The sequence below is a fragment of the Rufibacter sp. XAAS-G3-1 genome, assembly GCF_013623775.1.
In the GTDB taxonomy this organism is placed as follows: Bacteria; Bacteroidota; Bacteroidia; order Cytophagales; family Hymenobacteraceae; genus Nibribacter.
In genome coordinates this window covers 1-11,959 of record NZ_JABFAM010000027.1, presented here as the reverse complement: position 1 = coordinate 11,959, position 11,959 = coordinate 1, and the positions used below count along the sequence as shown (strand labels likewise).

Annotated in this window: 13 protein-coding genes; 3 read left to right on the top strand and 10 right to left on the bottom strand. The window is 43.5% G+C overall.

Annotation, left to right across the window (positions count from 1 at the left end):
• Window positions 1-507: 507 nt before the first annotated feature.
• The gene (crtD, locus tag HHO50_RS20420; RefSeq protein WP_181309003.1) at window positions 508-1,995 is read right to left on the bottom strand and encodes a 1-hydroxycarotenoid 3,4-desaturase CrtD; all 1,488 of its coding nucleotides are present in this window, start codon (window positions 1,993-1,995) and stop codon (window positions 508-510) included.
• Between the two features lie 125 nt (window positions 1,996-2,120).
• Complete coding sequence (locus HHO50_RS20415) at window positions 2,121-2,564, bottom strand: hypothetical protein (RefSeq protein WP_181309002.1); 444 nt, start codon at window positions 2,562-2,564, stop codon at window positions 2,121-2,123.
• A 107-nt stretch (window positions 2,565-2,671) separates the two neighbouring features.
• Between HHO50_RS20415 and HHO50_RS20410 the strand changes: the two genes are divergently transcribed.
• Together HHO50_RS20410 and HHO50_RS20405 are read left to right on the top strand one after the other, a co-directional pair.
• Window positions 2,672-3,355, top strand: coding sequence for a hypothetical protein (locus tag HHO50_RS20410; protein WP_181309001.1), 684 nt, complete (start codon window positions 2,672-2,674; stop codon window positions 3,353-3,355).
• Between the two features lie 80 nt (window positions 3,356-3,435).
• Window positions 3,436-4,095 (top strand): hypothetical protein, encoded by a 660-nt coding sequence (locus HHO50_RS20405; protein ID WP_181309000.1) that lies wholly within the window; start codon window positions 3,436-3,438, stop codon window positions 4,093-4,095.
• A 308-nt stretch (window positions 4,096-4,403) separates the two neighbouring features.
• Here the strand turns inward: HHO50_RS20405 and HHO50_RS20400 are convergent, their stop codons facing one another.
• From HHO50_RS20400 to HHO50_RS20365, 8 genes are all read right to left on the bottom strand, one after another.
• Entirely contained in the window at window positions 4,404-4,646 is a 243-nt protein-coding gene (locus HHO50_RS20400; protein ID WP_181308999.1) for a PLD nuclease N-terminal domain-containing protein, read from the bottom strand.
• 270 nt (window positions 4,647-4,916) lie between these two features.
• The gene (locus HHO50_RS20395) at window positions 4,917-5,984 is read right to left on the bottom strand and encodes a calcium:proton antiporter (RefSeq protein WP_181308998.1); all 1,068 of its coding nucleotides are present in this window, start codon (window positions 5,982-5,984) and stop codon (window positions 4,917-4,919) included.
• Between the two features lie 454 nt (window positions 5,985-6,438).
• The gene (locus HHO50_RS20390) at window positions 6,439-6,699 is read right to left on the bottom strand and encodes a hypothetical protein (RefSeq protein ID WP_181308997.1); all 261 of its coding nucleotides are present in this window, start codon (window positions 6,697-6,699) and stop codon (window positions 6,439-6,441) included.
• A gap of 141 nt (window positions 6,700-6,840) precedes the next feature.
• The gene (locus HHO50_RS20385) at window positions 6,841-8,391 is read right to left on the bottom strand and encodes a DNA cytosine methyltransferase (RefSeq protein WP_181308996.1); all 1,551 of its coding nucleotides are present in this window, start codon (window positions 8,389-8,391) and stop codon (window positions 6,841-6,843) included.
• A 6-nt stretch (window positions 8,392-8,397) separates the two neighbouring features.
• Window positions 8,398-9,234 (bottom strand): TdeIII family type II restriction endonuclease, encoded by an 837-nt coding sequence (locus HHO50_RS20380; RefSeq protein WP_181308995.1) that lies wholly within the window; start codon window positions 9,232-9,234, stop codon window positions 8,398-8,400.
• A gap of 145 nt (window positions 9,235-9,379) precedes the next feature.
• The gene (locus HHO50_RS20375; RefSeq protein WP_181308994.1) at window positions 9,380-9,865 is read right to left on the bottom strand and encodes a hypothetical protein; all 486 of its coding nucleotides are present in this window, start codon (window positions 9,863-9,865) and stop codon (window positions 9,380-9,382) included.
• Between the two features lie 61 nt (window positions 9,866-9,926).
• The gene (locus tag HHO50_RS20370; protein ID WP_181308993.1) at window positions 9,927-10,232 is read right to left on the bottom strand and encodes a hypothetical protein; all 306 of its coding nucleotides are present in this window, start codon (window positions 10,230-10,232) and stop codon (window positions 9,927-9,929) included.
• A 649-nt stretch (window positions 10,233-10,881) separates the two neighbouring features.
• Complete coding sequence (locus tag HHO50_RS20365; protein ID WP_181308992.1) at window positions 10,882-11,379, bottom strand: hypothetical protein; 498 nt, start codon at window positions 11,377-11,379, stop codon at window positions 10,882-10,884.
• A 136-nt stretch (window positions 11,380-11,515) separates the two neighbouring features.
• Between HHO50_RS20365 and HHO50_RS20360 the strand changes: the two genes are divergently transcribed.
• Entirely contained in the window at window positions 11,516-11,878 is a 363-nt protein-coding gene (locus tag HHO50_RS20360; protein WP_181308991.1) for a hypothetical protein, read from the top strand.
• The last annotated feature ends 81 nt before the right edge of the window (window positions 11,879-11,959 follow it).

The following is an 11,959-nucleotide window of genomic DNA, read 5'->3' as shown; positions in this document are numbered from 1 at the left end:
TGCATTCCTGTTCTCTGCCATCTTCATAGCCATCCATTCTTTTGTCATCTTCACAGACAGCCATGCCTTTGTCACCCACTCTTTTGTCACTGGCTCTTTCGGATTTGTCAACCCGCTCTTTCGGATTTATTAATCCGAAAGCACTCCGTCGGGGATTTCCTAATCCCCGAATCTGCTTAACTAAGGTAAGGGGATTATATCTGATGTGTGTTAAGTACAGAGACAAAATTACTTTATACTCTTTGTCCTCTTGGAAAGATCTTGGTGGCGGACGGTAGTAGCGTTTGCTACAGGCTATTCTAGTTCGCCCACAAGATCCTTCCAGGAGGACAAAGAGTATAACGTAATGCTGTCTCCGTACTTACCTGATGTGCGTTAGAAGAAACCATGGGCATCTAGGGCGCGGAAGTAACTTCCGCGCCATCGTGTTCTTCCACGTGAGCCCTATTCCATTTCACCCTGTTTTCAGAAATTTAGCCCCAAAACGGAAGCCACACCAAACAGAATTTAGGCCTGCATGTTAGAAGTAACCACGGGTGCTAAATCAGAGGCGATTTTGGCGGAAAGCAGGCAAAGCGGAATCCCGCCGCCAGGGTGAACGCTGCCGCCTACAAAGTACAGACCTTTGAGCTTGCTGGTGAAGTTGGGATGCCGCAGGAAAGCCGCCATTCGGTTGTTGGAAGAACTGCCGTACAAGGCTCCCGCAAAGGAAGACGTGTCGGCTTCAATGCCGCGCGGATCCCAGACTTTCTCGGTGGTGATGAGCGAAGTTATGTCTACGTCCAGAGATTGACTTACTTTGCTAAGCACGCTTTGCCGCGTCTTTTGGATGAGTTCTTCCCAGTTCTGACCGGCATTGTGCGGCACGTTCACCATCACAAACCAGTTTTCGTGCCCAGTGGGGGCATCTTCTGGCGTGTACTTGGAGGTGATGTTTACATATACGGTGGGGTCTTCGGCCACGGTGCCTTTCTGGAAGATGTGCTCAAATTCCCGTTGGTAGTTCTGGCTGAAGAAGATGTTGTGCAAGTCCAGTTCGGGGAAGGTGCGCGAGATGCCCCAGTAGTAAATCAAGGCCGAACTGCTGCGCGGCTGCTGCAAGGTTCTCTCGGGGGCGGGCTGGTTGGGGAGCAGTTTCCGGTAGGTGGGCACCACGTCCATGTTGCTGACTACCACGTCTGCCGGGTACGTTCCCAGCCCGGTGCGTACACCGGTGGCTTGATTGCCTTGGGTCAGGATTTCCTGTACCGGCTCCTGGAAGCGGAACTCCACGCCCAGCTCCTCCCCTAGCTTTACCAGACTTTGAGCAATGGCGTAAATGCCGCCCTTAGGGTAAAACGCGCCAATGTTGAACTCCAGGTGCGGAATCAGGTTGAGGGTGCCGGGTGCCTGGTAGGGATCAGAGCCGTTGTAGGTGGCGTACCTATCCAGCAACTGCACCAGACGCGGGTCTGAGAAGGCGCGGGCGTTGGCGGCGTGCATGGTGGTGGTTAAGCCCAACCCCGGCAAGGCCGGAAGGGTCTTCAGCACATCGGGGCTAAGGTAGGTGTCCAGCTTGTGCAGCGATTTGTGCAGGAACGTGTTTGCGGTAGCGTGGTACAGGCGGGCTACTTTTCGCAAATGGCGGTGCAGTTGATCCTGCGGAATGCCTAGTTTGGTTTCTACTTCCCGGGCAAAATCATCGGCCGAGGCATGGGCGGTGAGGCGTGTACCATCGGGCCAGAAATACTGGGTCACAATGGGCAGGCGCTGGTAGCGGAAATAGTCTTGGGGGTTTCTGCCGGCCAACGTGAAAAGGTCATCTACCAACTGCGGCAGGGTGAACAGCGACGGCCCGGCATCAAAGCGGTAGCCGCCCGGCAAGGTGAACTGCGTCATCTTTCCGCCGAAGGAGGCGTTCGCTTCCAGTACTGTCACGGCATATCCTTTCACGGCCAGCCTAATCGCGGCGGCAATGCCTCCAATACCTGAGCCAATCACTACTGCTTTTGCCATGTTGCCAATCTACGCAGTTTCCCGCTTTTTTCTGGAGATAACCTGTTCCACGGGGAAAAGTTTGGAAGTGGTCATCTGCGTGAACTCTGTTTTACCCCGGTTTTCCCGAAAACAGCCCTAAATCGCTACGCCACTTTCCCGAAGAACTTCCGGTAGACCGGCCCTCTAGCCGAAAATTGCGCATACAGGATGGGGTACAGCAACGCATCTAACACGCGGGAGCCGGTACGGTACTCAATCTGCTCATGGATGATGCTGTGCGTGCCTGCCCGGGTAATGAGGTGCTTGTGTCGCCAGTATTTGAGGAGAGAAGGTAGTTCCTGGCCTTCGTCTACAAACCAGGCTTCGTGCGCTGTTACTTCCCGTTGGGTGATGAGGCTAGTCCACCGGCGTTTGAGGGGGCCGGCCTGTAACTCCACTTCTACCCTGTCGCCGGGGAAGCTTCCATCAAAACGTAAAATTTTTAACCGGGGGAATGGGGGTGAAAGGGCCCTGAACAGGTCTACTGTAAAACCTTCTAGAACAGCCCGGTACTCTTGGGCCACAGGTATCTGGAGATAAAGTTTCATGCGGGCAGAATGGGTTCAATTCCTTAACCTGTTCCTAAGGCAAAAGTTATCTTTGGTAAGCCGGTAAAGAGGGAAAGGGGTTGTAAAAGTAAGCATCAGCAGATACAATGAAGAGGAGACGTGCACTTCTGGCAGTGGTAGTAATGGTGGTCACGGGGCTGGGTAGTTGTAATCCTTCCAGAAACATCTACACCAGTCCGGCTTTTCAGGCGGCGGCCAGGCACCACCAAACCATCGCTATTTTGCCTTTTGATGTGCAGGTGGGGCTTCGGCCAGTTCAAATGCGCCGGTTAACGCCCGAACAGCTATATGGCCTGGAGTTGCGGCACGGGCGGGCCGTGCAGAGCGCGTTTCAAGTCCACTTTCTGAAAAAGATAAACAAAAACGCCGAGAAAGTGGCCGTGCAGGATGTGAACGTCACCAATTCTATCTTGAAGGAGCATGACATTCAGCCCGAGGAAATCCAGAGCTACCCCCCCACCCAACTGGCCCAGATGTTGGGGGTAGACGCCGTGCTGGTAGGTTCGCTCACCACAAACAAGCCGGTTTCAACGGCGGTGGCGGTGGCAATGACGGTGTACACGTTTCTGTACATGCCCTACGTAAGCGGCGCGGGCCCCACCAACACGGGCAATACCTTCCTGAAAATCTATGACGGGGCTTCTGGAGATCTGCTGTGGAGTTATGACAACGTGCTCTCCCGTGGCCTTGGCAGCGACACCCACCATATAGTAAGAGCTATTACCCGCAAAGCGGCCAGGCAACTTCCTTACGCCAAAAACAAGAGGTAAAACCCAGATAATATGCCCTAAAAATTTTATTCCGTATTCTTTTTGTTTCACCCTTCTTATCATTTCAACCTTAAACCTTTATGAAAGCTACTTCTGCATTGCTCGTTTTGCTGGCTCTGTTTCTGAGCCTGGGCGCTTCTGCCCAAACCAAAGAAATCTACACCAACCCGGCTTTTGAGAACCTGGCCAAAAGCCACAAGACCATCGCCATTCTGCCTTTTGAGGCCCGTGTCGGACTTCGGCCGAACCAGATGAAAACCATGACGCCCGAACGCATCAAGGAGATGGAGCAGAACGAAGGCCTGGCCGTACAAAGCGCCCTGCAAACGTACTTCCTGAAAGTAAGCAGCAAAGACGACTACACCGTTTCTTTCCAGGATGCGGCCACTACCAATGCCATGTTGCTGAAAAACAACATCACCGCCGAAAACATCAAAAGCTTCACCCCGGCTGAGCTGGCGAAAGTATTAGGGGTTGATGGCGTTATCACCGGAACCTTCACCACCGACAAACCGATGTCTGACGGGGCTTCCCTGGCGCTGGGCCTGGCCGTGGGCTTCTATGGTGCTACCAATTCCGGCAAAACCGCTATCAACATCTATGACGGTGCCTCTGGCGAACTGCTCTGGAAATACGAGAAAAGCCTTTCCAGAGGCCTGGGCAGCGATACCAACACCATCATTACCACCATCATGCGCAAAGCGTCCAAGAAATTCCCTTACTCTAAGATAAAGGCATAATACCCTCTCTTTAAGTAAAACAGCTTCGCCCATTGGTACAAGAGTATCAGTGGGCGAAGCTGTTTTTAGGCTGTTTTCCTATTAATAGGCCTAAAACAGAGAGGATACCTGTTTCTGTTTTAGGCCTATTAAGTATGCGGACAAAATTAGTTTGTCCTACTCTTTTGTCTTCCTCCTGGAAGGATCTTGGTGGCGAACGGCAATAGCGCTCCATCAAAGCTATTCTAGTTCGCCACAAGATCCTTTCAGGAGGACAAATAAATAATATAACACAATGCTGTCTCCGTACTTAATATCCACCTTGTGTGTTACAAAGGAGAATCCCTTCGTTTTTGTCTTCTGCCAATCATTAAATAAAGAATAGCCCCAAGCACCGGAATAAAGATAATTGCAATGAGCCAAATCAGCTTTTCAATACTGTTGGAGAATTTACTAGTCAGCAAATCAATAAGGGCCCAAATCCAGAAAACTGCTGGAATAAAGAGGATGCTCAAAATAATTAGTTCACCCGCGCCGAGATTGCCAATAAATGAGAGGGTAGTTGTTTCCATTTCGCTTGATGTTAGAGTTACTTAATTTCGTTCTCCTGTAAGAAGGATACACTTACACAGTAACTTGGTTTTCCGCCATCGTGCCTAGGTATGAGACTGGAGTCTCGCGCCAGTTGGTCTTTAAACCTGTGAGGTCTTGGAGATCTCACAGGTTTCCTCGTTTTGAGCCCGTTTTCCGCAAAACAGCCCCAAAACGCATCAGAGGGGCTCCTTGGTAGATCAGTTATTATGAACCCGTTTTGTCACTACGCAGCAATGCCCTCTTTCGCCTTAAGGATAGATAATCAGGAAGATAAAGGCAAACAAATTAACTAAAAGGACTACTCCGTAGACAATGTTTGTCCGGCCGCTGCTTAATGACAGCATGACCGTAAATACCGATAGGCCTAACAGAATAATAGATTTAATATCTAGCCCCAGTATAATTTTCATGTCATAGATAATACAAACTACCGCCACGCTTGGAATAGTCAACCCTATACTTGCCAATGCAGACCCCAGTGACAGATTCAAACTTGTCTGAAGTTCGTTTTTCCTGGCTGCAATGATGGCCGCAATTCCTTCGGGTAATAAAATGATAGCGGCAATGATAACCCCTACTAGTGTTTTGGGGAGGCTATAACTGGTAATGATGCCTTCAATGGTGGGAGAAAGGGTTTTGGCCAACAGTACCACAACTCCTAAACTCATTACTAGAAACACAAGGCTTGTGATTAACACCTTGTTGCTAACGATAACGGGTTCCTCATCCTCGTCTTTGTCTGTGATGAGGAAATAATTCCGGTGTCTGCTTGTCTGGGCGAATAGAAAGCAAGAATAAATAACGAGGCAGGCAATAGACGCGAAAATAAGCTGGGGGGTAGAGTAATAAGATCCTGCTATGCTTTCTGTAAACGTAGGAAACACCAGGGTAAAAACCACAATGGAGATCAAGGAAACCAGGGCGATGGTGACAGAATGTTTAGAAAACTTCTGTTCATGGTGTTTCAGGCCGCCAATGAAAAGGCAGAGCCCTACAATTCCATTGAGAATGAGCATGGTGGCAGAATAGACCGTATCTCTCGCCAATGAGACAGATTCCTGCCCGCTTGACATCATAAGGGATATAATGATGGACACTTCAATAACCGTTATCGCAATTGCCAGGATGATTGTTCCATAAGGCTCTCCCACTCTGTGGGCAATTATCTCAGAGTGGTGCACGGCCGACATGACACTCAAAATAAGCAGTACACTTGCTGCTATCTGGAAGAAGCCGCTGTCATGAATAAGCCCAGAAAAAAACAGAACCCAAGCCAGCGTGGGAATAATAATTGTCCATTGAAGAAATAATCTCATAGTCTCAGGTTGTAAAAGGGGTACGGCAATATTATGCAGGTTGTTCTTTTGTATGGAGTTACCGGTTAGTGCATAAGGCGTGCGAGGCCGTCGGCCGATGCTGACGTTTAGGTGTTGTTATTTTACTGTGTTTTGTAAAACAAGCCAATGATTTGAATGATTTAGAATCAAATCTCTTTTAAGATTCTCATCTTTCGTTTCCAGATACTTGTATACTTTTAATGGAATTGAGGTAGGATAAACTTCCAATCCCTTCCGTACTGTATCTTTTGCTTCTTCACTTCTTTGATTATTGTTTAGCGCTTCTGCTTTATAAATATAAATTATCGCAGGAATAACCCCGTATGTATTCTTAAATTCCTGTTCAAGAGCATTGACAGCAATGACTTGGAATTGTGCATCAACCCTTTAGCAGCGGTTTCGCTAATATGTTCTTGATAAATAAGGAATAGATTTATAAGATATTTGTTTTTGGAACTTTCAGATTCATAAAAGTTTGAAGCTTGTTAATAGTCTTACCCTCAAGTTCTCCCTTGTCAGCTTGCAAAGCCTCATTGTAGAAATCATCTAGTAAATTGAGTGCAGATTTATCATTTATATCAATTTTAGATTTCGTCTTTATTTTATTTACTGTTTTTTGAAAACTTTTACTTGAACTTTGTGAAAATGAATAAAAAGATAGTAGCAGCAATAGGTTTGTAAATAGTATTTTCACGATTATTCGTTTAAGTTAATTTAATAACACATAACGGTTCAGTGTATGAGCAGTAGCGGATTTTAACCTTCTAAACTGTCTGATTACACCGAACTTTGATTTATAGTTTGATGTTTCAAACAGCGCTGAACCCGCTATTGCTTATACACAATGTTGGGTGCTGGCCTTTCTTTTGGTCGTTAGTTCTGTTGGTTTTTCTGTCTCTGCCTTGTCAAATATACCTGTCTCAATTATTGCTTTTACAAGTATGTCTATAACTGGAACAGAAACACTATTTCCAATAAGTTTCATCCACCTTGCTCTGCTGGCGGGAAGAATATAGTCTTTTGGAAAGCCTTGAATTAAGCAGGCTTCTTCTTTGGTAATTCTTCTGTAATTCTCTTTTTTGTAAACTTTGTTTATAAATTCTTTTTTGTGTTCACTTTCGTTTTTTGCTTTGATTATTTGGGTTGTAACAAAATCATTTGTGTCACTTGCCACTAGAGTAGGGAAGATGTTTGAACTAGGAAGAAAAATTCTGTTTACTCCATAAAGTCCTGTGCTAATTTTTGTGTTTTTGAAGTCATATCTTGATTCAAACAATTCCAAAACCCCCTTTTCTAATAGTATTGCAATGGTCTTAGTTATTGAGATTTTCTTCAACTTTAATTCACGACTTGTTTTAAGTTCGTCAATTATTAAAATATTTCCTTTGCACCTTTCTAAAAGTATCTGTTCTTCCTCTTCAAGATTTTCTAGTTTGTCAGGATTGATTTTAAAAGCATAATCTACTTTTTTCAAAATCTCTAAATCAACCAGTTCTTCAAGTTCGTCTTCAGAAATTGAGCTGTCTAACCCTTGAAAATGTTTCAAAGACAAAGGATTGCCATCCAAACAGCCATAAGCACTTTTGCGTCTGTTTTTGAGTAATAAATAACAAATCTCCTTTTGTCTTTCGGTGGTTTCCTTAATATCCCAAGAGTGTATAGTTGAATGTCCGTTTCTTAAATCGTTAAACAGGAAATAATCATTCAATCCGTTACTTGTTGATAAACTCATACCCTTTTGAGTAATTATGTTTCCAAATAAATCTCTCGGAAGTTGAATGTAATCTTCTTCTATTTTTTCAGTAAAACCATTTAGAATATCAGCCAACTTTACTTTGTCCTCAATTGGTTTTGGAAGTCTAAATGATTCTGCAATTATTGGGTCTTTAAACCCAATAATATAAATACGAATTCTATTTTGAGGAACACCATAGTCAAAAGAATTAAGAACATAATAATTTGCAAAGTATCCTGCTTCTTTTATTCTTTCAAGAATGTGGGTCAATGCTTTTTTATTTCTAGGGTCAACCAAACCTTTTACATTTTCAAAAATAAAAGCGTCTGGTCTCGATTGATTCAGTAAGAAAATAGTGTCATTCCAAAGTTGTCCACGGTCATCATCAAATCCTAAATTTTTACCTGCAATTGACCAACTTTGACAAGGTACTCCTGCGGTCAGTAAGTTATGCGAAGGCAGTGATTTAATTTTTGTAATGTCTCCTAAATTTTTCTCTACGGGTTCATTTGAGTTTACGCAATAAGTGTTTATTGCATCTGAATTGATTTCGCTAAAGTATAAGCATTCGCCGCCATTATCTGCCATTGCCTTTCTGAAACCTCCAATCCCTGCAAAAAGGTCAATGAAGGAATATTTTACATTCTTCATATTTTCCTATTTTAAGAGTTCGTCATTAATGTCTTCAGGTGGTTCAATTTCCAAAAACTCTCTGTAAATCCTTTCACGATATTCTTTACCAAGTTTATTTACTTCTGAAACAAATGTTTTGTAAGTGCCTAGACCTCCAATTAAATCCCAAAACTCATTCCCAATAAGCACTGATTCATCTTCGTGCATATTGAACCATCTCATTGGGAAAGTCCATTTGTAGTCAGATTTTTTGCCGTATGGATTGTAAGCAAGGGCGTAATAGGCAAAATCCACTTGCTTTGGATTCATTGCCAATAGTTTGAACATTTTCTCCTTGCTTACCTTAGTTTGGTCGCTATTCGGTAATGGTGCTTTTAATTCAAAAGCGTATTTTGTGTTTGTTTCTTTATTGTGAATGAAAATGTCGCAAGTTACACTTACTGGAATTGGTTCTCCTCCACCTTCTTGTATGTATTCAAGTTCTTTAGACCAATCAGGTTTTGCTTTTTCCTTTCCTTTTGTTTTGGTTTCTAAACTGTTTAACACCTCTTGAATCCTTCTTAAACTTTCGCTTCCAATCACTCCGTCAATTTTATGTCCCATCGAGCAATGTCCGTGTGCCTCTAAAGCAGCCACTTGAGAAAGTTTTTCCCATACGCCACCAAAAGGTGTTACAAATCTTCTTTCAAAATGTGCACCTTTAAATATTTCGTCTGGAACTAATGCTGCGTAAAGAGGTTTAGCAGAATGGTGTTTTTCTTTAATAAACGGGTCGTTAATGAGTACATTGTTCATCACTCTGTCCATCATTATTGTAACTACACCTTTTATAGCTTCACCAACTCGTTTTTTCTTACTCATAATTTTAATGTTCCGCTTCAAATTTACGGATTATATATCTTGTTTTGTCGGGTTTTCTAGGCTTGTCCGCCAACGGTTAGGCTAAACGGCGGCAGAAGGCCGTCGGCCGAGGCTGGCGTTTATACAATGTTGGGAGAAGTTATTTTTAATCGTCTGCCCTCCATTCCTTTGTCGTTGAATCATAAGTATGCTCAACACCAATATATGAGTAAAAGTATAATTTAAACTTATCTGATGAGATAAAATTATAGTGGGAATTCTGTCGAAGCACGCCGTAAGCCGTCGGTGGAATGCTTTTTATTTGTTCATTGGTTAAAGTTTCCAAATTCTGAGGATATTGACCTTTATCCTCTCTATACTGTTCTAATGCTGTTATAATTTTATTAGCTCGATTATCTGTAATGATGTTCTGGAAGTTTGCAATTATGAAAAAGCAGACTATTGAAACAAAGGTTAAGAAGCTAATAAAGTAAAACCATTTGCTTGTTTTGGTTTTCTCTCCAATAGCACCTGAAACTATACCTGAAATTATTGCCGCGAAAACCAACAGAAATGCACCAAAAACCCCAATAGGTAACAATCCAAATGAAAACTGCATAATGCCTAAAGTTGCTAAGGTTATATAAAGCATTGAAAAGATTAGAGTCTTATTCTTCCTAATGTAATTTTCGCTCTGTCCCGATTTTGTAATTTTAATTTCTCCCAACGGACTGGTGTAAACGACGCCGAAGGCCGTCGGCCGAAGGCTGACGTTTAGCTGTTGTTGTGGCAAATTTGTTTTCTGCAAAGCCAGCCGATTTTTTATTTCTGTTTTTGACCTGTTTTACGGGAAATAGCCCCAAAACAACCTGTCGAAGCTTGGTCAGATTTCTCTTTTCCGTTTTTGAGCCGTTTTCTGAAAATCGGGCCGAAAACGCATTCCTGGAGTCGGTCGGTTTGCACGCATTTTGCGTCCGTTCCTGCTCAAGCGCTGCGTCAATTCCTCTTCTTCTGGTCAAAGTCGGACGGCGTTCACCGACTCTTGCTAAGGTAATTTAATTCTTCTGCCAGTTACTTCTGCTTCGTATGCAGGATTTTTTGTCGGTTCTGCTACTCTTGCTGATTTTTTTCAGCTTGCCTCGCCAAGAACCTATATTTCAAATTTGCCACAACGGACTGGTGTAAACGACGCCGAAGGCCGTCGGCTGGAGATGACGTTTAGCCGTTGTTAGGTCTAGTTTTTTCTCTGCGAAGTCTGCTTTTCTTCCTTCTGCTTTTTGCCTGATTTCAGAAAAAGAGCCGCTATTCAGCTTTCCGGGCGCAATTTGTAGTTTCTACTTTTGCCCTATTTTCCTAAAAACAGGCCGAAAACGCATTTTGTAGTCGGACTGCGCGCATTGAAAATAAATTCTTTTTGCTCAAACGCAGCGTCAATTCCTCTTTTTCACTTTCGCTGGTTGTCGGTGAGCGTTCCCGCAACTTCTGCTAAGCTAATTTTCTACTTTAGCTGATTCCGTTTTTCCGTTTCTGCTACTTTTGATGATTCTTTTTTCTGCAAAGCAAGAACGGTTCTTCATGTTTAAAATTAGACCTAACGGTTAGTATAAAAACCGTGCTAGGCCGTCGGCCGTAGCATGATTTTTATACAATGTTGTATACAGTTTTTTTTTAAAGGTAGCTTGGCCGCTTATGCTGTAATGACATAAACAATGACTTGTTTTTATCCTTAACTATAACCACATCTTTATTTCCATATGTAAATTTCTTATGACTTATATTAGAATTATTTTTATTTGTTGCTCTATTTTTAACTGTATCTTCTTTATTAGCAATATAAGAAATATGAAACCATTTATCGGAATTGAATTCAATAGTATCGATTAGTTTTAAGTTCACCTCCTCTGCTAAAACAGTGACTTTATATAACCCTTTTAATAGTTTAACTTTTTTATGATACATTGTATCAGGGCTCCTTAAAACTGGCTTTGTTAATCTATTAAATATCGTATCTTCATTTAATAGAATTGTAAGCTTTACGTCTTTTATCTTATTACTATTATCTTCCAAAAGTTGACTTCCATTTCCAAAATAAAAATGCCCAGTTACTTTTTCGTCGCAACCAGATAACAAATACATCAAAAAAACTAATACAGAGATGTTTTTCATTTTTAGAATTGTATACAACGGTTCCGGCTATGCGGTCGGCTGGGAGACTGAATCGGAGATTCACGTCGGACGGCAGACCGCTTGCAGACAGCTATGGAACGTCGGCCCGGAATGAAACCCAGCTGCCGTATAGCTATTGTTACCCACTGTTGTTCTTTTTTTCTTCTGCTTCTACTTCCGCTTTGCCCCTATTCCTGTTTTCGGCCCGGTTTCCGGAAAACGGCCCGAAAACGCTGGCCGTCGGCCGGTTGAAACCGCGATTATTTTAACTTCTGCTACTTCTGCAACTTTTGCCGGTCAAAGTCGGGTTGACTGCTTTTGGCCTGATTTCGGGAAAACAGCTCAAAAACGGTGGCCGTCGGCCGGTTTGAGCCGCAATTTCTCTTCTGCTAAGGTAACCAAATACTTCTGCTGCTCTTACGTGCGTTTATTTTCCTCTGCTCCGCTTGCCGATTTTTTCTGCTTTGACAGCCGAACTTTATTTTTCAATTGTGGGTAACGGCTGGGCTAAACGGCGGCGGAGGCCGTCGGCCGAGGCTGGCGTTTAGCTGTTGTTAGCCAAAGTTTTTCTTTTACTTTT

Coding starts and splice junctions, on each gene's coding strand:
- HHO50_RS20375 (WP_181308994.1), bottom strand. CDS start 9,865: ATGCTTTATATAACCTTAGCAACTTTAGGCATTATGCAGTTTTCATTT.
- HHO50_RS20405 (WP_181309000.1), top strand. CDS start 3,436: ATGAAAGCTACTTCTGCATTGCTCGTTTTGCTGGCTCTGTTTCTGAGC.
- HHO50_RS20380 (WP_181308995.1), bottom strand. CDS start 9,234: ATGAGTAAGAAAAAACGAGTTGGTGAAGCTATAAAAGGTGTAGTTACA.
- HHO50_RS20385 (WP_181308996.1), bottom strand. CDS start 8,391: ATGAAGAATGTAAAATATTCCTTCATTGACCTTTTTGCAGGGATTGGA.
- HHO50_RS20415 (WP_181309002.1), bottom strand. CDS start 2,564: ATGAAACTTTATCTCCAGATACCTGTGGCCCAAGAGTACCGGGCTGTT.
- HHO50_RS20395 (WP_181308998.1), bottom strand. CDS start 5,984: ATGAGATTATTTCTTCAATGGACAATTATTATTCCCACGCTGGCTTGG.
- HHO50_RS20400 (WP_181308999.1), bottom strand. CDS start 4,646: ATGGAAACAACTACCCTCTCATTTATTGGCAATCTCGGCGCGGGTGAA.
- crtD (WP_181309003.1), bottom strand. CDS start 1,995: ATGGCAAAAGCAGTAGTGATTGGCTCAGGTATTGGAGGCATTGCCGCC.
- HHO50_RS20410 (WP_181309001.1), top strand. CDS start 2,672: ATGAAGAGGAGACGTGCACTTCTGGCAGTGGTAGTAATGGTGGTCACG.
- HHO50_RS20365 (WP_181308992.1), bottom strand. CDS start 11,379: ATGAAAAACATCTCTGTATTAGTTTTTTTGATGTATTTGTTATCTGGT.